The sequence below is a fragment of the Providencia sp. 21OH12SH02B-Prov genome, from assembly GCF_027362595.1.
In the GTDB taxonomy this organism is placed as follows: Bacteria; Pseudomonadota; Gammaproteobacteria; order Enterobacterales; family Enterobacteriaceae; genus Providencia; species Providencia zhejiangensis.
In genome coordinates, this window is sequence record NZ_CP114796.1 from 1,081,039 (window position 1) to 1,107,085 (window position 26,047).

Below are 26,047 nucleotides of genomic sequence, written 5' to 3' on the forward strand. Positions count from 1 at the left end.
GCAGAAAATCTGCGCTTAATCATTCAAAGAATGGCACGATTTGAGATTTATTATGGTGTATTTTTTTGTGAAATCAGTAAGGGCAATGCATGTTCTTCTCCCCAGCTTTTGAGTAACAACAGAATAGATTTTAGAGATTGACCTTTTTCTGTCAGGCTATACTCAACTTTTGGGGGGACGACAGGAAAGACTTCTCGGTGAATTAATCCCGCTGATTCCAACTCGTGTAATTGTTTGGTGAGTATACGATGAGTCATAAATTTGAGGCGACGTTGTTATTACTTAAACCTCAATGTTTGGTCAGTAAGCTAGTAAAGGATCATGCCTTTCCCTTTACCATCAATCAGCTTTAATGAAGCTTCGACGGGCAGCCATCATATTCATAAGTATCATAGCGAGGTTTTTTACAGTACCCATTATGTGCCTATATATCAAAAATGTACGTACTTGTTAAAGAGGTAGTATTGGTTATGATATCAACTTTCCCATTGTTATTGCTGTTATTGATAGGATAAAAGTTATGTCAATCATTGATGTCGCTATGAAACGTTATTCAACAAAATCATTTGATCCAACTAAAACCATTTCTGATGATGTGGTTGAAAAACTTAAACAGTTGTTAAGATACAGCCCTTCTAGTGTTAATATCCAACCTTGGTATTTTATTATTGCGCAAAGCAGTGACGCTAAACAACGCATGGCAAAATCAACAGCAGCTAATTATGCGTTTAATACTCCAAAAATACTTGATGCGTCTCATGTCATCTTATTCTGTAGCAAAACTAACGTTGATACAGCTTATATGAATAAGATACTTGAACAAGAAGCATTCGATGGCCGTTATGCATTAGATGAACATAAAACGATGATGGCTGGAGCAAGGGATTTCTTTGTGAATTATCATCGAAATACGCAAAAAGACTTGTCTCAATGGCTGAAAAATCAAACTTTTATTAACTTAGGAAGCTTTTTAATGGGGGCTGCTGCGTTAGGTGTGGATGCAGTACCAATGGAAGGTATGGATTTTGCTATTCTTGATCGCGAATTTACGCTGACTGAACAAGGGTTAGAGCCTATTGCGATGGTTGCTTTAGGATACCGTGCTGTCGATGATTTTAATGCTGAGTTAACCAAGTCGCGTTTACCTGAAAAAGAGATCATGACCGTTATTTAAATAAACATAACTCTTCTTTAATGTAAAAGGTAAGTCATTAATATGAATTACCTTTTTGTTTTTTTAGTGAATGACGCGATAAGTCATGTAGCGTGTAAAAGTTATCTGTTTTTAGATGCATTATTATTTATTGTTCTTTTTTATCATGTGTTTTTATTATTTATATTTCTGTTATCATCTATTAAAGATGATTTAGGTTTAATTTATTCTGTTTTCATCAATATAAAATGTTTTAACAGTCTGTTATTTTAAGATGGCTAAAATTTATTATTTTAATTTAATAGTTTTAAATTTTAAAAAATAGATTAAAATTTTAAACGTATTAAAGATAAAAAACGAAACCTGTTCTCTTTTAGATAAAAGCGTTTTATTCAAAAAATGACCAGCAATGTTATTATTTTAATACTTATTCTAATAAAAATATCTTCTCAGCTGTGATTAGATTATGCCTGTGTTCATTGGCAGTGAAGGATACCGTTGTTGATGATGTTATTATGATAATTACGTTCATCGTCAGCAACAATAGCAACGTCTTTTATGTATTTATCTCATAGAGCCATAGTTATTATTGGAGTTGTAAGATGAAAAAAACGATCCGCCAAGTGACATTCGATTTATTACGTGAATTGGATATCACGACTATTTTTGGAAATCCTGGCTCGACAGAAGAAACATTCCTTAAAGATTTTCCGAGCGATTTTCGTTATATCCAAACTTTACAGGAAGCCTCAGCCGTTGCGGCAGCTGATGGTTATGCGCAAGCGACACGTAAAGTTGCTTTAGTCAACGTGCATACCTCCGCTGGACTGAGTAATGCAATGAGTAACATCTTAACGGCTTATATGAATAGAACGCCACTCATTGTCACTGCGGGTAACCAAACTCGTGAAATGTTACTTATGGAACCATGGCTGACAAATATTGAACCGGAAACCTTACCTAAACCATGGGTTAAATGGAGCTATCAACCTGCACGGGCGGAAGATGTTCCCGCGGCATTTATGCGTGCATACGCAATGGCGCTTCAACCACCGGCAGGCCCTGTTTTTTTATCGATTCCTCTGGATGATTGGGATAAAGCGGCTTTAGAAGAGCACGCCGTTGTGCGTTCTATACCACAGCGTATCGGTTATGACCCTGTACGTTTGGAAGAGTTTGCTGATGCTATCATGGCTGCCAAAAATCCGGTTTTGATTTATGGTTCAGCGATTGCTCGTGGGCAAGGATGGGATGCAGGTATCAAACTTGCTGAAAAATTAAATATCCCTGTTTGGGCCGCCCCAGCTTCAGAACGTCCTGCTTTTCCTGAGACTCATCCTCTTTATGCGGGAGGGTTACCATTTGCGATTAAACCTTTATCAGAAAAGTTGCAAGGGCATGACTTAGCGGTGGTCATTGGTGCGCCTGTTTTTCGTTATTATCCTTATGTATCAGGTCATTATATTCCTGAAGGGTTACGTTTATTGCATATAACGGATGATCCTATTGAAATAGGCAGAGCGCCAGTCGGAGACAGTCTTTTAAGTGATGCAGTCTTAGCGATTGAAGGTTTAACTGAGCTTGTTAGCCCAAGAACGGCCCCATCACAAACAATTATTAAACAAACCCATAATATGGCTCCACATCCAGCAGCCGTTGAGCCAGAAACGCAGCAATCTGTATTGAGCGCGGCAGCGTTATTTCGAACCTTGAGAGCTGTTTCTCCAAAAGAAACAATCTTGGTGGAAGAATCGCCATCTAATTTAGGCGAATTACATCGTGAATGGCCGATAGAGACTCCTGATTCTTTTTATACTTTTGCGAGTGGATCTTTGGGATGGAATTTACCTGCGAGTGTCGGTATTGCTCTTGGAGAGAAGGATAGTGGTCGTAATAGGCCTATAATGGCAATTATTGGCGATGGTTCAATGCAATATTCCATTCAAGGGCTTTGGAGTGCAGCGCAACAGCAATTACCCATTATATTTGTGATCCCTAAAAATGATGAATACGCCATTTTGAAATCATTTTCGGTATTAGAGCAAACGCCGGGAGTGCCGGGTCTTGATATCCCAGGGCTGGATATTGTTTCATTAGCGAAAGGTTATGGTTGTTCTGCCGTTAGGGCTGAAACAATAGAACAGGTTAAAGCCGCATGTGAGGACGCATTTAAGCGGCAGGGGCCTACGGTGATTGAAGTTCCTATTTTGCCTTCAATTCCCCCATTGATTTAACCAATAACAGCGTGTTTTTATGCATTAAATCTCTTAAGCTCCCTCTTAAAGTTGTTGTTTAACTTTAAGAGGGAGCTTTATTTTTGAAAAGGATGACTGAGTAAATAAATTAAATTTAAGTATAATGGCGTTATGTTATTTTTTTTAAACTTAACAAAAAGTCACGATAAATAGTGATAAACTGATTTTTTTGCTCTGCAATTTGTTTAATATTTTTTGCATGTATTGCAATATGCATGAACCAGCCATTTAGTAAGTTTTTTAGCACGTCATCACTGTAATCTTTCAGCTGATGTTGTTGAATTAATTCACCGATAATTGCATTGACCCGACCTGAAGTATATTCCAGATTTATTTTTTCGAGCTCATTCCAACCAATGACAGGCATGACTTCTTGAATAGGAATAAGTGTATGATTATTAGCAATAATATAATCAAGGTAGCACTCAAAAACACGTTCTAAAGCTGACCAACTATCCATTAAATCTACGTTTGTTGTGATGTAATTATCAATAATAGTGAGTTGTTGTTTATAGCAAGCACAGAGCAGCTGCTTTTTATTTTTAAAGTGGTGATAAAAAGCACCTTTGGTTACCAAGGCTTTTGCTGAAATCTCATCGATTGAAACCGTTTGATAGCCTTTTTCTACAAATAAGATTCGTGCTGAATCTACCAGTAATTGGTGAGTGCTTTTAAAATTTTTTTGTTGCTGATTTCTATTTTTCATGATAGATATAAAAATAACATACCGACAGTATGTTAATAATATCACGATGGTATAGCCGTGACAATCTTGAAAGCATTTAGGTTATTTTATGTATATTGAACAGCACTCTCGCTATCAAAATAAAGCCAATAGCATCCAATTACGATGGGACGATGAACAGTTTCATATAACTGTTATTAAAGATGTTTTATTATGGATAGAGCATAATCTAGATCAATCTTTATTGCTTGATGATGTTGCAAATAAAGCCGGTTATACTAAGTGGTATTTTCAGCGCTTATTCAAAAAAGTGACGGGAATCACTTTAGCGGCTTATATTAGAGCTCGTCGTTTGACTAAAGCGGCTGTGGAGCTAAGGTTAACTAAAAAGACGATTTTAGAAATAGCGCTAAAATACCAATTTGATTCACAGCAATCTTTTACTCGCCGATTTAAATACATTTTTAAGGTTACTCCAAGTTGTTATCGACGAAATAAATTGTGGAATTTGGATGCTATGCAGCCTCCTATTAACTTTGATATTAACTACTTAGCTATTCCGCAAATTGTTGATTGTCTACCATACACTTTATATGTTAAAGACTATCAATATTTGTCTTCACTCGATGAAGTTGGGTTGTTGCATGAAAGTATCAGAGAAACATTTTGGGCTGATTTCTTTAAATCCACTAATTTAAAAATAAAAGAATGCTATGTGCTGATCGACTACCAAAAAACGGAAAAGAGGTCACACATGGTGCAGGTTTTTTATCAAATAGGATTAAAGGCAACAGATTCTATCGTTGATAAGAAAGAATTTAGGGAAATTAATTTACCAAGTGGTAAGTACGCTAAATTCTCATTTAAAGGTTCTTTAGCTGAGTATCGTGATTTTAACTTAAATCTTTACCTTTACTCGCTTCCTTCTTTAGGGTTATTTCGCCGTGAGGGGGAGGATATTGAAAAGTATATTAATCAAAAAGAAAATGTTGAATTTCCCTTAAATGACATTGAAATCGAATATTTTGTTCCTATCTATTAAGTCACCAAATCATTTTATTCTTTGTTTTTTATACACATGAGTAATCTGAGCTGTTATCAACAATCACTGTTAAAAATGAGATTATATGTCAAAAAAATTGATTAACCCTGATGCTGTTTTTAATTCATTACAGTATGGATTTAGCCAAGCGATTGAAACTCAAGGTTCACGTCAAATTTTTCTTTCAGGGCAAGTTGGCGTTGATGCAAACCAGCGTACTGTCGCAGGAGGGATGTATGAGCAAACCATCCAATCGATTGAAAATATTAAGCATGTTTTAAAAGCGGCGAACGGAACGTTAGATGATGTTGTTATGTTACGAATTTATATTAAGCAAGGTGCTGATAGCGAAGAAGAACAACAAGCGATATCTCAGGCGCTAAAAGAGAAATTCACGTCGACACCTCCTGCTTCATCATGGATTATTGTCACAGGATTATCACTACCTGAGTGGTTGATTGAAATTGAAGCACATGCGGTGCTCAATTAAAAAGGATAACCGGTAATATTTGATTATCGGTTTTTACTAATCTAAACCATAGCTAGTGATATCTCCGCCGATCATCCAATAATGATGAGTGGTGATAAATATATCGACCGGTATCTCAAAAATGGAATTTCACACTAAAGTTAAATTGCCCACCAAAACTGAATCTAACGTTTAAGATTACCCTCAAAAATAGTGTTAAATAATGAGCATTAAACAAATGGAAATGGATAAGACTATTCAGTTAATAATTTCCACTCATAAATGGAAATAATGTGTCTGCACAGTTTCTAATGATTTTCCTATTCTGAAAATGCTGTCGTTAGATTTAATGCTCATATTTTTTTGTACCAAGATATGAGGTTTGCACTGTCATTAACTTGGAAATTTATTATGTCAAATAAGTTATCTATTTGGGCGGCATCATTGATGTTTGCTAGTACTGCTGTGATAGCGTCGCCTCAATTTGCTTGGGTTGGTACATATAGCCCTAATGGGGAAGGGGTATACCGCTTTAATGTGGATAATCAAACAGGTCAATTAAGTCATAAAATATTAGCGGCTCCACTTACCAATGCAGCACAGTTGGTATTATCAAATAATGGCACAGTGCTTTATGCCGGAAGTGAAGTTGAAAAAGGTACGATTCATGCATGGAAAATCCATCAGGATGGTTCTCTGCAAGCAATAAATCAGGTTTCATCGGGGGGAGATGGCCCCGTTTATTTATCCATAACACCGGATGGCAGTCATTTATTAGTGGCTAACTATCATAGTGGTGCAATATCTGTTCTTCCTATCCGTGAAGATGGTGGCTTATTACCCGCAAGTGATGTTATTCAACATCATGGGCCAGCGGGGGCCGCATATCCTGAAGCTGCGGTTGAAGGCAGTTTTGCAATGAGTGACCATAATGGCCCTCATGCACATATGATATCAGCCGATCCCTCGGGACAATATGTCTTGACGACAGATTTAGGGTTAGATCGTATTTACCAATATAAGTTTGATGCTAAAAATGGCAAATTAATCCCTAATGACCCCCCGTATATTATGGCGTCATCTAAAGGTGCAGGTCCTCGCCACTTTATTTTTTCAAAAATAGGTGAGCGAGTTTGGTTAGTGAATGAAGAAGCCTCGACATTAACACAATATCAATTTGATAAACAAAAAGGGACATTAAAAGAAGGTTTAACTGTATCGACATTACCTGAAAATTATAAGGGAACAAATTTTATTTCAGGGATAGTTGAAAGCCGAGATGGTAAACATTTATATATTGGAAATCGTTTACATAACAGTATTGCGCATTTTAATGTCAATGCAGATGGTTCGTTAAGTCAAGCAAAACAAACGTGGACACGAGGTGATTATCCTAGAACCTTAACGTTATCTCCTGATGGCAAATATTTATATGTAATGAACCAACGTAGCGATAATATCACCCGATTTAAGGTGATGCCTAATACAGGGGAGCTTGTCTTTGTCGATGATTACCTACCTATTGGCGCGCCTTCACAAATGGTTATGAATGAGACAAAATAGCACGAGTGAGATTAATGGGTAATGCTTATGAACGTTACCCATATTATTTTTTCTGAGGAATAGCAATGTCTGGCGTAAAATTTGGTGATGAACGTTTTCGAAGTGCTACGGGAAATAATAAGCGCTTATCAAGATTTGAAATTAATGAAATTAAGCATGCTATTGAAATTGAAAACTCAAAGAGTAAACGCAAAGGTAAAAAACCAAAATTACCTCAAGTGGTGCGTTTTCACTGCGGTTGTAACTGTTTTGTGGTTAAAGTTGATTGATTGAACAGCACCCAGCTATTGCCGAGTGCTGAAAGTGATTAATGTTTAACTAATGTGGAGAAGTAATACACGAGTGGTACAGCTAAAACCCATAGGCTAATTGGGATTTCTCGCCATTTTCCAGCAACCGCTTTAATCAGAATATAAAAGAGTAACCCACCGGCAATACCGGTACCAAAGCTATTCGCGATTAACGTGATCATTACCATTAGCAAAACCGGTAAACCGTCAGTAAAGTTGGCAAGGTCGACTTTACGTAAACCACTGAACATGTTTAAACCAATCAAAATCAGTGCGGGTGCAGTGGCTTGAGCAGGGATCATTAGAGCAATGGGGGTAAATAACAGCATTAAGAAGAACATAAAGGCTGCTGCCAGTGCTGTTAAACCTGTTTTACCTCCCGCTTCCGCGGCTGCTGACGATTCGATCAAAGCCGTTGCTGCGGGAATACCAACCCAAGGCCCTAAAGCTGCGGCAATAGAATCGACAATAAAGGGACGGTTTATATTAGGCATATTGCCTTCTTTATCGAGTAAGCCTGCTTCACCGCCAACGGCAAGAGTGGTTCCCATGGTTGAAAAGAATTCGGCGGCAAAGAATACAAATAAAAAAGGAAGAAACGCGATATTCAAAGCACCAATTAAATCAACTTCACCAAATACTGGAGCAACCGAATGAGGAATACCAAAAAAGCTATCAGGTAATTTTGTCACGCCAAAAGGAATGCCAACAATGGTAGCGAAAAGTATTGCCCATAAGATAGCTCCCGGTATACGTCTAGCTTGTAATGCAATCGCTAAAAAGAAACCTGCTAATGCTACAAGTGCACCGGGTGATAAAAAGTCTCCCAACATCAACGCATTTGTTTTGGGATTAGCCAGAACTAAACCTGCATTACGAAATCCTAGAACGGCAACAAATAGGCCGATAGAGGCGGTTAATCCCAGTTTGATTGATTGAGGAACCGACCGTGTCACGACTTCACGTAAACCGAACTTTGTGAGCAAGAAAAATAAAATTCCTGACCAACAAGCAATACCTAAACCAATTTGCCAATTGATCCCTTCGCTACCTGCGAGAGTAATGCCAACCAGTACAGAGCCACCGATCCCTGGACCGACAATAAAAGGCAGATTGGCATAAAACGCCATGAGTAAGCTGGCAAGTACAAATACGATAATGGTTCCTGTTGTGGCAGCTCCTTTATCCATCCCTCCTGCGGCAAGTAGCCCAGGGATCACAACTAACAAATAGGCTGCCGCGAGGAAGCCTGTGATGCCTGCCAAAAATTCGCTTCTGATACTGCTACCACGTGAGTGCAACGCAAAACGTTTTTCTAACCAACTCCCTGATGTTGGCTTTTGAAGCATGTTGTCAGCCATTAGTTGGCTCTCCTATCATTTATTATTGTGTTTGTATTCGTGTTCATTCGATTCAATGACCGCATTAACAATTTCACGAGTCGTGCCATCGGTAAGTCCGAGATCCGTTAAATGAGGGCCTGCATTACAGGCAAGGCAAGTGCCTTCGATTGCTTTGAAAACGCGATAAGGAGGTTCCCAGTCTGCAATCTTACTACTAAGCTCACGTAACTGGCGAAACTGTTCTGCGAGTTGATGAGCAGGTAAATCTGACAACATACCCGCGATCGGCATCGCAACGTGGGCTAATACTTTCCCATCCTGAACTAATGCCATTCCACCACCGCTTTCAATCAGCAAGTTAGCAGCTTGAGCCATATCATTAGCATCACGACCGAGTACAACTAAATTATGAGAATCATGGGAGTAGCTAGTGGCAATTGCTCCTCGTAGTTCTCCCCATCCTTCTAATAATGCTATTTGTGGTTTGGCATCATGGCGACCATGGCGATGTTGAACGCGAATTAAACTAAAGCCACTCGGTAGTTGCACTTTGCCATCATTGATTTGCACATCGATTTCACCCCATTGTGTGAAACGAGCGCCTCGAATATGGCGTAAGCGAGCACTGCCATTGACGATATTTTTAATGTGTAATTGGCAGTCCTCGGCCGAGATTGGTGATAAATGCATGGTATCTCTTGGCGGGAGCACATCTTGGCTCGTGGCGAGAGGCGTTAATAATTGACCATCCTCAGCGATTTGTTTGCCTGCGACATAAACGCGTTGTGCTTTGAGTTGTTTGAGGGAGTCAAAGATGACCAGATCCGCACGGCGTCCAGCTGCAATTAAGCCTAGGTCATTACGTTGTAAACGAATGGCGGCATTTAAGGTAGCAAAACGTAAGACGTCAGTTGCTTGCATACCCTGTTCAATTAATAGGTTGAGTAAGGCAATAATGCCACCTTTTTCAATTAAAATATCTGGTGGAACATCATCAGTACATACAGTGATTTGTGATGAAAGATGCGGTAATTGCTGGAGTGCGGCAACAATTTCAGGTAATAAATACGGATGTGAGCCACGGATCTCAAGCGTTAGCCCAGCACGCAGTTTTTCTAAGGCATCTTCTGCTGAAGTGAGCTCATGATCGGAGGTGACCCCAGCCGCTAGATATGCTTGTAAGTCGGCACCTTTTAGCCCTCTTGCATGTCCTTCAATCAACTTACCGCAATTTAAACCAGCGTGTAAGATCTCCTCCATGCGCTCGCTGCCATGAAGTACACCAAACATATCCATTACCTCAGCGACGCCATGGATTTCAGGCCAACTCAACATCGTTGACATTTCTTTGCCCGCGAAATCAGCGCCAGACATTTCTAAGCCAGGTGTTGAAGGAACGGAAGAGGGGGCGGCAACCATAACATGTAATGGTAAATGACGGCTTGCCTCGATTGCGTAGCGAACCCCCTCTAAACCAAGTACATTCGCCAGTTCATGTGGATCCCAAAATACGGCGGTGGTTCCTTGAGTGAGAACAATTTCAGCGTAGCGTACAGGCGGAAGATGGGAGCTCTCTAGATGAACGTGAGTATCAATCAGTCCGGGAGAGATAAAATATCCGTTGAGATTATGCACTTCATTTGCATCGAGGCGACTACCTGTAGGATGAACACTGGCAATCAAAGAATCGATAATACCAATATCAGCAGGGCGAATTTCACCCGTCACCATATCAACGATATTGGCTTGTGTTAGGAGGAGATCAAAGGGAATTTCACCTTTGGCTGCTTGTATTGCGCGGCGTCTGCTGTAGTCAGTTACACTCATAAATCACCATCAATAAAAGATTATTGGTTTGTACTTTATGAGCAACGCAAACGTTTGCCAAGATGATAAAACTTATCAGATCATAAGAAAGGGTTATAATGATAATTATCCTATTGAATTCAGTTAGGCATTATATTTGTTAAATAAATATATTTAACAATACGTTACCTAAAAATAGAGTGTGTACTGATAACATGGCAGAACCTTGGCAGCGTCTACCCGCATTAACGTTAAAGCAAATACAATATTTCGTGACATTGGCTCATTTACGTCATTTTACTGATACAGCCAGTCGATTAGCGATTAGTCAGCCAGCGTTGAGTAGTGCACTGCGTCAAATTGAAAATGTTATTGGCGGTAAATTGATTAACCGTACAGCATCTTCGGTCACACTCACTGAATTGGGGGCGGCGATTTTACCGCATGCTGAACGTATTTTGAGTGTGTCGCATCGTGCTTTTAGCGATATCCAACAAATTATTGAGGAAGGGGGAGACGGTACGTTGCGTATTGGGTTAGTTCCTTCCGTTAGCTCATTATTATTTCCTAATGTTCCTACTCAGCTAAATTTACATTTTCCTCGGCTTAATGTTGAATTCTACGATAAGACAAATGATTCACTCGTTTCTCAGTTAATGAATAATGAAATCGATTTTGGCGTAGGGGTCCTTGACAGTTCAGTGCCTCGTGAACTGCAACTCTTTACATTGCAAGATGATCCTTTCGTTGCCGTTGTTCACCGCGAAGATATATTAGCAAATGGTTTTCATCTCCCTTGGAAAATGCTAAATAATCGTGATATCGCGGTATTCTCTAAGGGGAATATTCAACGTTTGGTCTTAGCGACCATCGAAAGCCATCGTTTGAAGCTAAATGTGCGTTATCAAGTCGATTATATTGAAACTCTTTATGGGCTAGTTCGTTCTAAATTAGCGGTAGCTATCCTCCCTCAGCTCTATACGGCTCACTTACGTGAGCCTGATTTGGTTGTGCTACAGTTACAACAGCCCGCACTGACACGCACTGTATCGTTGATGAGAACCAGTCAAGTATTAACGCCAATGGTCGAGTCGGCATTTATGGTATTACTCAAGACATTAAAAGATAACCCTATAAATAGTTAGTAGGTAACTGAGGAAGTGGATTCTTTGTCACTGTCTTGTGAAGCGACATAAATTAATACTAAAAGCACCGTGACAAAAAAACGAAATGCATTAGGTACACTATTCCATTGTTTAGACATCCACATTGCAAACCATTCACCACCGATAGACATAAAAAGTGTCTGCCATAATACAAAGGCGAGTGTTAGGCCAATGATAGCCATATTTTTACTCCGATTAAAAATGGCAGCACTTTTGTTTCTGTTTTGAAAAAGTCTAATTCCACCCCACCAACAAATTAAAGATGAAATAATTTCAAGCATAATAATAGTAATGTAAGCAAGATGATGAAGTATTGGGGAATCGATGGCACGATATTTAATAGTCGCATCATAAAATATTGAATCCATCGTTAAAACATGTTGTATAAAAGTAAAATTAATATTGTAATCTGTTAAGTTATTGAATGCAGATAATGAAATAAAAAAGGCTATGGCGCAAACACATAATGATTTAGAAACTCGAATTATCATATTTCCCCTTGAAAATAATTATTCTTATAATGTTTATGTCTATTTTTAAAATAGCATTTTGATATTTTATTGACGATTGTTTGTTGTCAATATCAGATGAAATGTATATTTATATCAATGGGTTAAATAAATTATGGGAAGGTATGGAAATGAGGAATGTTTATCTGTAGATAGTTAATTGTGTGAGTAATTAAAAGTAAAAGTATCAAACATAAAAATGTACTTAAATTGAGTGCAGAGGTTTGTGTTTTATGCTGCAAAAAGAATGAATGGTGTATTTTTATTTGTTGATGGCGTATGTTATTTAGATGTTTGTAAAATCCATTTCGTTGTTAGAATAAATCATTTTAAGAGTATACTTAAAAGGTAACCAGAGTATTCTTATGTGAAATAAGCGTAGTAAACTAATAATGGTTATTAGTCCAAGATGTATTTTCTTATAGGAATAACAAAATGAATTCAAAGTTAAAGTCGTTTCTTGGCATGATCGTTATGTCTATTTTGCTGATGTTTTCTTCTATTGTCAGCGGCCAGAGTGTGATTGAGAAGAAATCACAAGCAGAAGTATTAGATTTAGTTTTTATACTCGATAAAAGTGGTTCAATGTCAGGCTTTGAATCGGATACGATTGGCGGCTTTAATAGTGTATTAACAGAAAATCGTAATAAAAAAGGGGATGTTTTTATTACGACGGTTTTGTTTAATGATAAAACCACATTACTACACAATAGAGAACCTATTAATAAGGTTTCAAATTTAACTCTAGAAGACTATAAAGTTGGCAGTAACACTGCTTTGCTAGATGCGGTTGGCGATACGATTATCAAAATGCAAGAAAACCGTAAATTAACGAAGAATAATAATGTCCTGTTTGTCATTATTACTGATGGTGAAGAAAATAGTAGCCGTAAATACAGTCAAGATAAGATTAAATCGATGATTAAATCGGCGGAGATCGAAGATAAATGGGACTTCATCTTTCTCGGTGCCAATATGGATGCCATTGTAGCCGCTGATAATATTGGTATTAGCAGGTCAAAAGCAACATCTTACGTACAAGATGATGTGGGTTACGATAAAGCTTATAAAGCGGTAAATAATGCCGTTGAGTCAAAGAAAAAAGCTGCACCAATATCAGAGGAGTGGAAAAAGGATGTTGAAGCCGATGCGATGGATCGCGCTAAAAAATAGAGTAGCAAGAGGTTAAGGCTACCAATAAGCGGTATATATACCCCCAATGAAGTTTATTGGGGGTATTTTTTGCACTAATCTTTCGTTGGGATATGGCGAAGCAATGCCTCGAGTGGCTCAACAATCGCAATCACTAATTCATCCTGTAACTCAACACTCTTTTCTAACTGCTGAGCCATGGCTGCTTTACGGCTGGTTGTTAGGGGGGTATTGGCTGTGTAATGCTCAATTAACTCGATGCCTATTGTGGACAATTGCTCCACATTTTCAGCAACAGGCGCTAAACGTGCTAAATTGACGTTTTGCTTTATCAGCTGTTGCACCTGTGGAATGTTATTGTGCCAACGTTTTAATTTATGTGTTAACCACTGGGCAGTCACTTGATCATCGGGTTTAGCGATCAATGTATCAATATGTTGTTTAAAAGCTCTTGCTTGCGTACTTTCGGCGGGCAAAGCATCAACAAACCGGTTCAGTGGTTCGTATTGATGATATTGATTTTCACGCAATTTCAAATGGTGACGCGTATAATAATGCGCAGGCTCTACAGATTCAGATAAGATGATTAAAGGTTCAATATCAACCCCATTTGCTAATCGTGTAAATTCACGCGCTGTTTGTGCGTGTTGTTGTAAACCGACAGAGAGGGTGGACCAAGCATCTGCTGCATGCAGACGACGGTACATATCATTTTCATTATTGACATCTTTTGCTGACCATAAACGCTCTGAAACCGCAAAGGCTCGTGGCCACAACTTAGTATCAATGATCGGTGCGCGAATATTTTCCGCCCATAAAGCAATTTCTCCCCCGAGAATATTCGGCATTTTATTGCTGTCAGGGGTTGTTGGTGCAATACCTTTGGGGATTGCGGTTAATTGAGAGCCTATTGTTGGATAGCGTGCATTGCCAATAATCGTGTAGCCACTCAGCTTTCCATTGGTTAATGTAACGACTGGACGAGTTTCTCCCATCCAAGTATCTACAAAAAAGCTGACTTGTTGTGGTGAGCGCCATTCAATTTTATTGATAGCTCGTCGTGATTTACCTGCAAAATCAATAAATCCACGCCAGCCATCCACTCCTTTTATTAACGTGAAGCTACCTTTTACTGGGCTGCCTTTAAGCCTTTCAATTTCAAATTGCCAACTTTGGAATTGTTCACCTTGTTTAACATTGATATCTACAGTAAATGGCTGAGGTAATATTTCATTGCGATAATGATAAGCTGCACTTTGCGATTGATCGAGATAGAAGCCCGTCGACAAGAGTCCTTTAAACCCCTCTTGAGCACTATGCCCGAGTGAGTCTTGCCCTTGCCATGATTGAATGACGATATTTTTTGATAACGTAGGATGCTGTATTTCATCCCAGCCAACCATTTTACGGTTATGATGGGTTAATATCTGTTCAAGGCGTTGATTGAAATAAGCTTGTAGCGCATGGGTATCTTTTAAATTATTTTTTCGCATGAACTCTTGAATGGATGGATTATTTTGCCATTGTGTTGGGTCGACTTCATCACCACCAATGTGGATATATTCGTCAGGGAAAATGGTGGCTAACTCACCAATGAGTGCATCGGTAAATTGATAGACGCTCTCTTGGGTTGGGTTGAGCAGGGGAGGGTGAACCCCCCAATGGCGTTGCATTTGGTATGGACCCGCGGCACTGATTAGCTCTGGATATGCAACCGCAATAGCGGAGGCATGACCTGGAAAATCAATTTCTGGTACGACACGAATACCTCGTTCTTTAGCATACTCAACAACTTGGCGCATTTGATCTTGTGTGTAATATTGACCGTCACTGGCGAGCTGTTGCAGTTTTGGATAACGAAGCGATTCAAAACGCCATCCTTGATCATCGGTTAAATGCCAATGAAATACGTTGAATTTTGCGGCTGCCATACCATCGATTTGCCGCAAGATATCGTTGATCGGAAGAAAGTGTCTCGAAGAATCCAGCATCACACCACGCCAACTAAATCTCGGATTATCATTAATGCTCAACAGTGGCACAAACGTATTTTCGCCATCCGTTTGAATCAATTGCAATAAGGTTTCCATTCCTCTCATAGCACCAAAACGAGTCGCAGCTTTGATGGTGGCACCGTTATCATCGGTAATGATTTGATAGCTTTCGTCCATCTCAATAGCGGGTAATTCGGCTACTTTTTTCTCGATGAAAATTTTGATAGGTGCATGGCTATTTTTTGCTTGATGTGGCGTTAATTGCCAGCCTGTTTGGATCTCTATTCTATCGCGCCAACGACGTACCGCGTCATCTAAATCATCACCTTCAATATAAATATCGAGTTCATTATTCAGTAGCCATTTTCCATTCGCATTTTTTATTTCAATCTGCTGAGGCCAAGGCATTAAGGGCAATTCAGAGATTGATTGAGCACCACTTGGTAACGCATAAATCAGTGAAGAGATGACGATAGCAGACGTAAGTTTGTTAATCATAGAGATCCCTTATTATTCGTAATAGTGAATGCTATTTTGAACACAAATAAAGCTATGAAGTCCAACTTAGTTGATGAGGAGATGACATGGCTCACACTATTTTTTTGATGCGAATTAAGTGTGGAAGGTAATATTAAATCTAGATAATTGATTTTTATTGTTTATTTTTTGTATGGAATGTAGGAAGGAAAGTGATGTATTTTCATCGACAATGAGTTTATCGCGGAAGTATTAATTCTCCCGCGATAGATTAAGGCTTAACGGGGTTGTTTGAGTGCCTCAAACATGCCTTGAGCGAGATACTCTGACGTATTTTGAATACCGGGCACAACAAAATAGTAACCGCCACCAAAAGGTTTAATATAACGCTCAAGTGGCTCGCCATTAAGGCGTTTTTGGGTATCAATAAAACCGGTTTTAAGATTTTTTTGATATGAAACAAAGATTAGCCCCATATCGAGTAGCCCATTAGTTGTTAAACCAAGAGAATAGCTATAGCTACGGCGCCTTAATTTAGCCGTATAACGCTCAGGGTTGCGAGGCTCAGCACGGCGCATATGAGAATCAAATAATATGCGATCGCCATGAGGATCTTTAGCAAATTCAGGATCGTCATGTTCCTGCTTCATACCAATAGGCGCGCCGCTATCTTTATGACGACCAAAGTCGTTTTCTTGGTCTTCGAGGGGCGTTCTATCCCAAAATTCAAGATTAAACCGGATAAGGCGCACTGCTTGATAAGTGCCACCAACACACCATTTAGGTTCTTTGTTATCTTCTGTGACCCAAATCAATTCATTCATCAGTTGGCTATCGCTGGTTGGGGCATTGCCAGTGCCATCTTTGAAACCAAATAAATTGATTGGCGTTGAGTGGTTATCAATATCTCGTGAAGGTAAAAAACCATCTATTTTCCAGATAGGGAACATCAACGGAGCGGTATGGCGCAAGAGATCGCGTAATGCATAGATGACACTTTCTTGGCTATTGGCGCAAATTTGTAAACTAATATCCCCGCCACACCATTGCTGTTCCAGTCTATCATTGGGGAAGCTTGTCATTTCAACAAGGTAACGAGGCTTGATTTTATCCAAACCAAATCGAGCATCGAATAGGCTATGACCTAATGAAACGGTAACAGTCAAGGAATCAGGTTGGAGGTTGCTCCCAAGAATGCCGGATTCGGCTGGTGGCATACGATCATTGTGAGTGTTAGGTGCTTTTTGTACTTGTGTGAGATAGGCAATCCTATTTGTCAAAATTTCAAACAGTTTTTGTAATTTATCAAGTGAGTCGGCAGTGACATTAAAGGCAATAAATGAAGCATTTTTTTGTTCTGGCGTTAATACCCCTGCTTGATGTAAACCTTCATAAGGGATGGTTTTCTCATAGGAAGATTGGCATTGGTTTTGACGAGTATTTGCTGCCAGGGTTGGGGCTGCTGCCATAAAGCTGCCAACAGCTAAGGTTTTTAGTGCATTACGTCGAGAAAAGCTAATTGACGTAGCATGGTTATATGATTTCGCCTTCATGGCTTGTTACCTCAATACTTGTAATACACATCAATACCGAGCTGATATCGAAGTTGTGCAAGATCTTCAGCCTGTTGTGTTAATACAGAATAAAGCGCCATCATGTCTTTTTTATCAAACTGCTTATAACTCTGATAATGATTAGGTGTTAATTGATATGGTTTGATAATACGATAGGCTTCTAGGTAATTATCTTGGATGCGCTGAAGTTGTTTTGGCTCGATAAAAGGAGCCAGTACGTTGATCACTTCTTGTGAGCCACGTAGATTTGCAGCAATATCCGTTAAATCAGATTGGCTATAGATATTTTCTTTGCCAGCCATTTTGGTTTCTAGAATCATCTCAATAAAATCTGCCGATGCTTGAACCAATTTGGGGATTTCAATATTTTCAGTGGCAACCCGCTTTTGCAAATCTTGTGCTTTCATGAGTAATTCATCGGTTGCACGCATCGCAGCGGTATTATCTTTGCGATCAAATAATTGATATTCAACGAGATGAAAACCAGTAAAACGATAATCTTTTTCTTTATCAAGAAAATAGTCAGCCCTTGCATTGATTATGCGGTCAGTATTACCAAATAGAATGATGATAGGACGAACGGATTCATAGTATTGATGAGCTTGGATGTAAGCTCGCTCGGCTGCGGTTAAATCACCGACTTTAAGGCTGCTCTTTAAGATTTCTAATTGAGAAACCATGTCCTTTAATTGAGTACGCGTATAGTCTAAATAGGCTCTGATAGCAGGATGATATTTTTCAGGGGTTGGGATATCCCCCTTAGCGATAATGATATCATCACCCGTTTGTACTGGGGACCTCAATGCTTTGGCCAGCGCAGAGGTAGGCATCGCCATCATTAAAACTAAGCTTATACCCAATAGTATTGGTGTAGATATTCTTGTATTACGCATGTTTTTTACCTCGAGAAAACAGCGTGATAACGATAATCCAATAAAGCACAAATGTAATAACACTTAACCATATAGGCTGTGACCGATAAGCAAAGAAAGAAGAAATAAAGTTACCGGCAATATTTGAGTCATCAAGCAAAGCCGTGGTATCCCATGCAGGATAAATTAAAAATTCAGGGATAGGATAATCGTATTCAATGAATAAGTTAGCGCTTTCTTCAACCCCTTTGAGTAAGAGAGAAAGGGCAAGAAATAATAGAATGACGCCTGTCGCTTTAAAAAATATCTTCCATGAAACAAAACGATTAGTGAGTAAGAAGGCATAGAGTGTCAAACCTGCAATTAAAATACCGGCAGCAACTTCTATCGTAAATCCGGAGGCATTTTCAGCATTTAATGACATGATAAAACTAGACAGGAAGACAACAATTTCACTTCCTTCGCGAGCAATGGCAATGGCAATAATCAGCGTAGCTCCCCACCAATTGTGGTGTGCTGCATTACGGCTAATACCCGATTCAATTTCAGATTTTAAGGACCGACCATGTTTATTCATCCAATATACCATTTGGACGATCAAAACACAGGCAAGCAATTCCATAAAGATCATAAATAGAGATTGACCCGTATCATCGAGAACGTTAAAAACACCATAAATCAATAGTGCTAATAGAACAGAAACGATAAGGCCGAGGGCAACTCCCCCCCATAAAAACTTCATGCCATTGCGAGAGTCAGGATGGTGTTTTATCCAAGCATAAATAATGCCAATGACTAGCAATGCTTCAAAGCTTTCTCGCCAGACAACAAATAGAACTTGCCCCATAATTTATCCTTCTATTTCGCGATGATCTCACCTTTTGGGTGAGACAGGTGGAAATCATCAAAAAAGGTATAACTTCCCGGTTTTAGGGGAGCAATAACCACAACAGAGCTAGCTCCCGGCGCGAGAACTTTTTCTTTACGCAATTGTGTGCTTTCAAACTCAGCGGGTTCAGTTCCTGTGTTAGTTATTTTGATACGAATAATCGTTTTTGCAGGAACTTCAAGCACACGTGGGATTAAATCACCGTTCTTCATTTCTAATTCAACGGTAAATTTTTCTGCTGCGAAAGCCGCATTGGGTATGAGTGCTGAAAATAGCAAAAGGGCTAAACTTAGTAATGTTTTCATTTTAGTGGCTCTAAACATAACGACAAATAAAAGGGCTATACGCAGCAATTAAGCAGCGGCTAGCCCTGAAATGATATACCCGTTATATTGCAAGTCGCAGCGTTGTTGACTCCTTTCTGTACACGGGGGGACCGTTTCTAGCTATTTCCCGTGCTTCATATGCTTGTCGTTTTGCCGCGTCGAGAATAACGCTGAGTATCGATTTGTGGGTTAGTAGCTACCTTTTCGGCCTACACCCGCATAGTCAAACTCCCATGAAACTTCAAAAGGTTTGAACCATGGAGCTACCCCTGTTTCTTTATCAATATGGCGACCAAATGCGACTTGTTTATTATGGGATGGCGGGTAGATCTTATAGGTGACTTGGTATTTACCGTTGCCATCCAATTTGATGTTTTGACCATAATGAGGGCCATCACTAGCGACCATCGGCATGAATGTGCCTGTTTGAGTTTGTGGCTTATCGCCGAGTTTTTTGACTGTGTATTCGATAGTGAGGTATGGGATCCAATCACCTTCAGCAAATCCATTTGGATTATCCTCAACCGCATGGATATCTGCTTCTAAATGGATATCTGCTTTATCGGCAGCAAGGTGGGACATCCCTTGATGGCCTTCTTCTGTATCCATTGTTATTGGTTGAAGATAAACCCCTTGAATCTCCATTCCATCTTTAATGATAGGTTGTCCTAAAGGATATTCTTGAGCAAAAGCAGTGATTGAGAATAAAGCTAAACCCGAAACAGCTGCTTGATAAGCGAGTTTCATCGTCTTGTCCTTACCATTATTTATTATTGGAACGCAATGATAATCATTATTATTCATGCTGTTCAAGTTAAAGTTTGAGGCCGAAAATTTAATTTATAGCCAAATATATGAAAAGTTTTAGAAAAATAGTTACAGTAGGAAAGTTATTATTTTTTGAAAAATATCTTTTGAGCCAAAATGTATTCAGCTTATTGATTATATGTCACGATAAATTGAACAGAGTTTATTTATTATTAGCCTACGAATAAATAAAGGTGTAAAGCATGCAAAAACGTTATCTTGATTGTACCGCTTCTGAAATATCGCGCATGAATAAAAAGGCGTTATTAGAAGCCATTAAGGGGAGTGAAGGGCGCCTTTTGGTTTCTGAAACCATTGGTACGATACAGCCTGTTTTAATGAATGTGACAAATGCGGAGCTCGCCGCAAGTCAAGGGGCGGATATTTTATTATTGAATATTTTTGATGTTGATAATCCGGTTGTGCAAGGTCTCCCTTCAAATATAGAACCACAAGAGATTATCCGGACTTTAAAACACCTTACAGGTCGAGCCATTGGCGTAAATCTGGAACCTGTTCCTGCGGGGTTTAATAATCCCAATCAGGATGTGCAGTGGAAGATTTCTGAAGGCCGTTTAGCCACGGTAAAAAACGCAATAAAATTAAAGGAGATGGGCGTTGACATTATTGTGCTAACGGGCAATCCAGGTAATGGAGTCACCAATCAAGAAATCAATTTAAGTCTAAAAGAATTAAAAGCGGTTGTTGGTGAAGAGGTCATTTTAATTACCGGAAAAATGCACGCTGCTGGTGTTCTCAATGAGTCAGCAGAGCAGTTGATTACAGAAGTTGATATTCGAAGTTTTATTGATAGCGGTGCCGATGTGATCCTTTTGCCCGCACCGGGAACGGTACCCGGTATTTCAGCTGAATTTGTGCAAAGGATGGTGGCTTACTGTCATTCTCAAGGTGTATTAACAATGACAGCGATTGGAACATCACAAGAAGGCGCTGATTTACAAACCATCCGTCAAATTGCGTTGATGTGCAAAATGGCAGGAACAGATCTACATCATATTGGTGATTCAGGCTATAACGGTATTGCATTACCTGAAAACATTCTTAATTATGGCATTGTTATTCGTGGTGTGAGACACACTTACTCGCGTATTGCTCGTTCGATTAATCGTTAATCAATCATATTTTGCAATCCGAATCACATCATCTGACGGTGTGATTCGGATTATTTCTATTAGCTATCTATTTGTTATTTAAATATTTTAAAATGGTATTTGATTAATCAAATTGGAACAATATGGATTTTAAAAATCGACTTTTATTAACGTTCCTTGTCGACGTAAAACCAAAGATAGCTGTCCTTTGGGTAATGTATTGATCAAATGTTGCACTTTGACTAAAGCCTTTGTTGGGTATGAAACCCCATTGAGACTCATTAAAACATCCCCATTTTGAATAGGGTATTTAGCGAGGGTATCCTCATTATTATAAAAGAATTCAATATTGTTATTAAACATCCGGATATTTATTTTTCTAATATCCTGCAATTCTTTCTCTGGGGATTTATGACTATTATAGCAGATGAGCATTCTATCTGGCGATAATAGATATTTATCAAATGAAGCTAATGCAGACATGCCAATAGCATAAGCATTATTATTATTTTCAGCAAATTTTTGGTCGATGAGTGTAGTATCATTTAATTGAACTTGCTGAATTCGATACAGATCTTCTTTTTTGTTATTCACACCAGAAAAATCGATGGTAATTGCATTGTCAAATTGTTCTATTTTTTCCATCTTATTGATTTTATTTTCTTTTAGATAATCTAAAAATTCAGAAGACAAATAGCTCACTTTGGATCCAGTATCTAATTTAACATTCACATAGGTCTTATCATCAAAGTAAGCATTGAAAGAGGGAGCTCCAAGCGTGTAATCATCATATGTAATACACTGCTCATAGTTATTGATATTAGGAGGATTATCATAGAGCGTTAATACTTTATTTTTGTTATCGATTTCCCAATTTAATCGTCTAAAAATATCAATACCGAGTATCCCTGAAATATTTTCGCCTACCATTTGTGATAGCAGGCTAAGATCATTTGCAGCCCAGAAGTCTCCGCCATTAAAGTACTTTTCCCCAATATAAAAGGAAATGGGATTAACAAAATTAACGTCCGCCATTTTTTTATTATCACTGACAGTTTTTACGACATTAAAGTATTTTTGATAAAAGGCGGGTGGTGCATCAAGGTTGCTTGTTAATTTGTTGACCAAGGATTGATCAATAACAGATGTTGATGAGCCAGTGTCTAATAAAAATGTGTATTTCTCACCATTTATCGTGACGGGAACTAAAATATAATCAACATACTGGTCTTGAAAAGCGTTAACAAGTATAGGGTCATGGTTTTTTATCGTGTTAGAGCAACCCGTTATCATTAATAACGCTAGGTAACTTATTATTTTATTGGATTTTTTTACCAAGACAGGCTCCTTGTTTTGCATTGTTTACCCTATAATCTAATGATCTATCACACAATGAAATAATAGCTTTTTATACGAATAAATTTATAAACGAGAACTCAATAATCAATACTTTTTAGCATTAGTTACACGATTAAATTTCCGCTAAATATAAATTTTAGTTCGAGTTTTTTATACTTTATTCGATCTCATTTTATTAACACTCATCATTTTTCGTATAAATAAGCTTATTTTTTAACTCGTTATCGTGCTGATTAAAAATGTTTTATTCTCGTTATAGACAGAGTTACGATCAATTAAGGGGAGGTTAACTCGCGGAAAGATTTTCAGAATAGAACAATCATCTATCGGACGGCTAATGTGATCACTACAGATGAACTGCGAATTGAGCCGCTATAAGAGTCTATGGCTCTGCTGAAAAAGCGATTTATAGCGCTAAAATATACGTCAGGTAAAACTCGGCTCATTTTTAACCCAATAACAGACGTGAGTTAAGTCGAAAAATACCAATCCGGCGCCAAAAATTGGCTTCATGTCACTTGGTTGCCCAAATGAAAAAAATGCTACAGTTAAGATGATTATTTATTAATATCATTGATATAGCGGATATTGCCTTCGAATTCTGGATAAAGCCAAGTAAAGAATAGAATTACCCCAATAGCGATAAGCACAGTTGCGGCTAAGCACAAAACTAAAGCCCATGAAAGCGGTAAAATTGTGACCAAAAATAGCCATAACATCAATGAAATTCCTAAAACGATGATGGTCAAAATCATGCAATATATATTTTCTGACCTTCTCTTTGATGGTGCAAATTTAAATGTTTGTGGGTCTATATCGAGTTTAGTGAATACACGTTGGTTGATTTTGATATCAGGAATTCTCGCAAGCCCTTTAAGTAGCGCTTTGAGCATCAATTTTCTTTTTTCTACTGGAGAGAAGGGGGAATAGTTAATCCAATTTTCGATGGGTAATTTATATTCTTTACTCTCATTTGAGGCGTTTTTATACTGAAAAACAAGATAGTTAGGACTATATCTACCGCCTGTTTCGATATGAACAACATATTCAGAGCAAATATTTTCCCAGAGTATTTCAACGTTCATGTTTGGATATGGATCACAAATAAAGCGAAATCCGTTATTATCGATAGAAAAATAACTAACAGTTTTATTAAATCGTTTTAGTAGAGTATAAAATGAAACTAATAGGACGATCTCAATAGTGACAAAAAGGAACCTTCCTGAGATAACATTCCATAGAATAAGAGAAGTCAATGCACATATTAAAGTACAAAATAGCCATATAAAATAAGTAAATGTTTGATTACCATGTCCAATGATCGATGCTATAGGAAGTTTTAATTCATTAGGTAATGGGTAAGCCATTGTTTCTAAATGGGTGTAATGACGATGCTCGTTGCGAGTACTATTATCACGATTCCGACTATCAGTGCTAACAATATGACGGTTGTTGCTATCGTGGTTTCTATTTCGACTTTTGTTTTTACGTTTTTTGTTATTGTATTTTTTCATTTTCTAAAGGCGAGTCGTTGTAATCAATTATTTTCAGTGAATTCAAATGGTAACATAAGCTAAATTTTGTAGCTATCAACAAGAAAGGCGCTCATGGTTTTTGGCTTTATATCGACAAAATCCGCCAAGCATAAATCGTTTAATAAAAATAGTTTTATAGATAAAAATTTATACAATTCCTACTATACTTCAGGTAAAATCCAGCCCATTTTTTAAAACAATAAAAGAAGTGAGTTATGTCGCAAAATACTAATCCGGTGCCAAAAATTGGCTTCGTTTCACTTGGCTGCCCGAAAAATCTTGTTGATTCTGAGCGCATCCTGACTGAACTACGTACGGATGGCTATCAAGTCGTACCAAGTTATGATGATGCTGATTTGGTTATTGTTAATACTTGCGGTTTTATTGATAGTGCGGTTCAAGAATCGCTTGAAGCGATTGGTGAAGCATTAAATGAAAACGGCAAAGTAATTGTGACTGGATGTCTTGGCGCTAAAGAAAATCAAATTCGCGAAGTTCATCCTAAAGTGCTGGAAATCACAGGTCCTCATAGCTATGAACAAGTTCTCAATCATGTTCATCACTATGTACCAAAGCCAGAACATGATCCTTTCCTAAGTTTAGTTCCTGAGCAAGGTGTTAAATTAACACCAAAACATTATGCCTACCTTAAAATTTCAGAAGGTTGTAATCACCGTTGTACATTCTGCATTATTCCATCAATGCGTGGTGACTTAGATAGTCGTGCTATCGGGGATGTATTAAATGAAGCAAAGCGCTTGGTTGAATCAGGGGTTAAAGAATTATTAGTGATCTCTCAAGATACTTCTGCTTATGGTGTTGATGTTAAGCATCGCATGGGGTTTTGGGATGGTAAACCGGTAAAAACCAGTATGGTTGGATTATGTGAACAGCTCGCATCACTTGGCGTGTGGGTACGTTTGCATTATGTCTACCCATACCCACATGTTGATGATGTCATTCCTTTAATGGCGGAAGGTAAAGTACTTCCTTATTTGGATATTCCATTACAGCACGCGAGTCCAAAGATTTTAAAGTTAATGAAGCGTCCTGGGGCAGTAGAAAGAACTCTCGAACGCATCAAGCGTTGGCGGGAAATCTGCCCTGAATTAACGTTACGTTCGACCTTTATTGTGGGCTTCCCCGGCGAAACGGAAGACGATTTCCAAATGTTGCTCGATTTCTTGCAAGAGGCTCGTCTTGATCGCGTAGGTTGCTTTAAATATAGTCCAGTTGAAGGGGCGAAAGCGAACGAACTTTCTGATCAAGTTCCTGAGGATGTTAAAGAAGAGCGTTATCATCGTTTTATGCAATTGCAGCAACAGATTTCAACCGAAAGATTACAAGAAAAAATAGGCCGCCGTTTACCAGTAATGATTGATGAAGTCGATGATGAAGGCGCGATTGGTCGTAGTATGGCTGATGCTCCTGAGATTGATGGTATGGTTTATTTGAATGGTGAATTCGGAGTGAAACCCGGTGATGTTGTTAACGTGTTGATTGAACACGCTGATGAGTATGACCTCTGGGGGTCGATCGTTAACGAATAACCCGCACATCAACAGTAAAGTGCCCTAATCGTTGGAATGTCAATCACTGGGGCATTTTACTCTTATCGGATAAGTAAGAAATCGTTTTATCTCAGCGACAGTAATAATCTCTGATTTGG

At 38.5% G+C, this 26,047-nt stretch carries 23 protein-coding genes; 10 read left to right on the forward strand and 13 right to left on the reverse strand.

Annotation, left to right across the window (positions count from 1 at the left end; translation table 11 throughout):
• Window positions 1-50 precede the first annotated feature (50 nt).
• Complete coding sequence (locus O7C57_RS21855) at window positions 51-257, reverse strand: winged helix-turn-helix transcriptional regulator (protein WP_230085873.1); 207 nt, start codon at window positions 255-257, stop codon at window positions 51-53.
• 263 nt (window positions 258-520) lie between these two features.
• Here O7C57_RS21855 and nfsB point away from each other — a divergent pair, with 263 nt between their 5' ends.
• Together nfsB and mdlC are read left to right on the forward strand one after the other, a co-directional pair.
• Window positions 521-1,174 carry an oxygen-insensitive NAD(P)H nitroreductase gene (gene nfsB, locus O7C57_RS05275; RefSeq protein ID WP_154623990.1) on the forward strand — a complete coding sequence of 218 codons (654 nt, stop codon included), beginning with the start codon at window positions 521-523 and terminating at the stop codon, window positions 1,172-1,174.
• A gap of 581 nt (window positions 1,175-1,755) precedes the next feature.
• Complete coding sequence (mdlC, locus tag O7C57_RS05280) at window positions 1,756-3,387, forward strand: benzoylformate decarboxylase (protein WP_154623115.1); 1,632 nt, start codon at window positions 1,756-1,758, stop codon at window positions 3,385-3,387.
• Between the two features lie 130 nt (window positions 3,388-3,517).
• On the opposite strand, the gene O7C57_RS05285 is transcribed toward mdlC, so the two are convergent.
• On the reverse strand, window positions 3,518-4,114 hold the full coding sequence (locus tag O7C57_RS05285) for a TetR family transcriptional regulator (RefSeq protein WP_269723741.1): 597 nt from the start codon (window positions 4,112-4,114) through the stop codon (window positions 3,518-3,520).
• Window positions 4,115-4,202: 88 nt separating this feature from the next.
• Between O7C57_RS05285 and O7C57_RS05290 the strand changes: the two genes are divergently transcribed.
• From O7C57_RS05290 to O7C57_RS05305, 4 genes are all read left to right on the forward strand, one after another.
• Entirely contained in the window at window positions 4,203-5,135 is a 933-nt protein-coding gene (locus tag O7C57_RS05290; RefSeq protein WP_154623111.1) for a helix-turn-helix domain-containing protein, read from the forward strand.
• 85 nt (window positions 5,136-5,220) lie between these two features.
• The gene (locus tag O7C57_RS05295) at window positions 5,221-5,625 is read left to right on the forward strand and encodes a RidA family protein (RefSeq protein WP_154623109.1); all 405 of its coding nucleotides are present in this window, start codon (window positions 5,221-5,223) and stop codon (window positions 5,623-5,625) included.
• A 390-nt stretch (window positions 5,626-6,015) separates the two neighbouring features.
• Window positions 6,016-7,167, forward strand: coding sequence for a lactonase family protein (locus O7C57_RS05300; RefSeq protein ID WP_154623107.1), 1,152 nt, complete (start codon window positions 6,016-6,018; stop codon window positions 7,165-7,167).
• A gap of 65 nt (window positions 7,168-7,232) precedes the next feature.
• Window positions 7,233-7,436, forward strand: a complete 204-nt coding sequence (locus O7C57_RS05305) for a hypothetical protein (RefSeq protein WP_163860799.1) — start codon at window positions 7,233-7,235, stop codon at window positions 7,434-7,436.
• A gap of 38 nt (window positions 7,437-7,474) precedes the next feature.
• On the opposite strand, the gene O7C57_RS05310 is transcribed toward O7C57_RS05305, so the two are convergent.
• Window positions 7,475-8,818, reverse strand: a complete 1,344-nt coding sequence (locus tag O7C57_RS05310) for an NCS2 family permease (protein ID WP_154623103.1) — start codon at window positions 8,816-8,818, stop codon at window positions 7,475-7,477.
• 15 nt (window positions 8,819-8,833) lie between these two features.
• On the reverse strand, window positions 8,834-10,627 hold the full coding sequence (locus O7C57_RS05315) for an adenine deaminase (RefSeq protein ID WP_269723742.1): 1,794 nt from the start codon (window positions 10,625-10,627) through the stop codon (window positions 8,834-8,836).
• Between the two features lie 194 nt (window positions 10,628-10,821).
• Here O7C57_RS05315 and O7C57_RS05320 point away from each other — a divergent pair, with 194 nt between their 5' ends.
• On the forward strand, window positions 10,822-11,751 hold the full coding sequence (locus O7C57_RS05320) for a LysR family transcriptional regulator (protein WP_163860801.1): 930 nt from the start codon (window positions 10,822-10,824) through the stop codon (window positions 11,749-11,751).
• Here the strand turns inward: O7C57_RS05320 and O7C57_RS05325 are convergent.
• Window positions 11,748-12,263 (reverse strand): DUF2165 family protein, encoded by a 516-nt coding sequence (locus tag O7C57_RS05325; protein WP_163860802.1) that lies wholly within the window; start codon window positions 12,261-12,263, stop codon window positions 11,748-11,750. The two genes, O7C57_RS05320 and O7C57_RS05325, sit on opposite strands and share 4 nt — an antisense overlap.
• 453 nt (window positions 12,264-12,716) lie before the next feature.
• On the opposite strand from O7C57_RS05325, the gene O7C57_RS05330 reads away from it, so the two are divergent.
• A complete protein-coding gene (locus O7C57_RS05330; protein ID WP_196713451.1) occupies window positions 12,717-13,454 on the forward strand; it encodes a vWA domain-containing protein in 738 nt (245 codons plus the stop codon).
• Between the two features lie 74 nt (window positions 13,455-13,528).
• Here the strand turns inward: O7C57_RS05330 and O7C57_RS05335 are convergent, their stop codons facing one another.
• The 6 genes from O7C57_RS05335 to O7C57_RS05360 form a co-directional block, all read right to left on the reverse strand.
• Window positions 13,529-15,925 (reverse strand): beta-N-acetylhexosaminidase, encoded by a 2,397-nt coding sequence (locus O7C57_RS05335; protein ID WP_269723743.1) that lies wholly within the window; start codon window positions 15,923-15,925, stop codon window positions 13,529-13,531.
• 257 nt (window positions 15,926-16,182) lie between these two features.
• Window positions 16,183-17,457, reverse strand: coding sequence for an iron uptake transporter deferrochelatase/peroxidase subunit (efeB, locus tag O7C57_RS05340; protein ID WP_154625011.1), 1,275 nt, complete (start codon window positions 17,455-17,457; stop codon window positions 16,183-16,185).
• Between the two features lie 11 nt (window positions 17,458-17,468).
• Window positions 17,469-18,371, reverse strand: a complete 903-nt coding sequence (locus O7C57_RS05345) for an EfeM/EfeO family lipoprotein (protein ID WP_154625012.1) — start codon at window positions 18,369-18,371, stop codon at window positions 17,469-17,471.
• Complete coding sequence (locus tag O7C57_RS05350; protein WP_154625013.1) at window positions 18,364-19,197, reverse strand: FTR1 family iron permease; 834 nt, start codon at window positions 19,195-19,197, stop codon at window positions 18,364-18,366. Before O7C57_RS05350 ends, O7C57_RS05345 begins: the two co-directional genes overlap by 8 nt.
• A gap of 11 nt (window positions 19,198-19,208) precedes the next feature.
• Window positions 19,209-19,544 (reverse strand): cupredoxin domain-containing protein, encoded by a 336-nt coding sequence (locus O7C57_RS05355; protein WP_154625014.1) that lies wholly within the window; start codon window positions 19,542-19,544, stop codon window positions 19,209-19,211.
• Window positions 19,545-19,754: 210 nt separating this feature from the next.
• Entirely contained in the window at window positions 19,755-20,312 is a 558-nt protein-coding gene (locus O7C57_RS05360) for an iron transporter (RefSeq protein ID WP_154625015.1), read from the reverse strand.
• Between the two features lie 263 nt (window positions 20,313-20,575).
• Here O7C57_RS05360 and O7C57_RS05365 point away from each other — a divergent pair, with 263 nt between their 5' ends.
• Window positions 20,576-21,505 carry a haloacid dehalogenase-like hydrolase gene (locus tag O7C57_RS05365; protein WP_154625016.1) on the forward strand — a complete coding sequence of 310 codons (930 nt, stop codon included), beginning with the start codon at window positions 20,576-20,578 and terminating at the stop codon, window positions 21,503-21,505.
• A 129-nt stretch (window positions 21,506-21,634) separates the two neighbouring features.
• Here the strand turns inward: O7C57_RS05365 and O7C57_RS05370 are convergent, their stop codons facing one another.
• Both O7C57_RS05370 and O7C57_RS05375 read right to left on the reverse strand, forming a co-directional pair.
• A complete protein-coding gene (locus O7C57_RS05370; RefSeq protein WP_154635724.1) occupies window positions 21,635-22,843 on the reverse strand; it encodes a retropepsin-like aspartic protease in 1,209 nt (402 codons plus the stop codon).
• Window positions 22,844-23,400: 557 nt separating this feature from the next.
• Window positions 23,401-24,357 carry a hypothetical protein gene (locus O7C57_RS05375; protein WP_154624522.1) on the reverse strand — a complete coding sequence of 319 codons (957 nt, stop codon included), beginning with the start codon at window positions 24,355-24,357 and terminating at the stop codon, window positions 23,401-23,403.
• 236 nt (window positions 24,358-24,593) lie between these two features.
• Here O7C57_RS05375 and rimO point away from each other — a divergent pair, with 236 nt between their 5' ends.
• On the forward strand, window positions 24,594-25,928 hold the full coding sequence (gene rimO / locus O7C57_RS05380; RefSeq protein ID WP_154622567.1) for a 30S ribosomal protein S12 methylthiotransferase RimO: 1,335 nt from the start codon (window positions 24,594-24,596) through the stop codon (window positions 25,926-25,928).
• Window positions 25,929-26,047 lie beyond the last annotated feature (119 nt).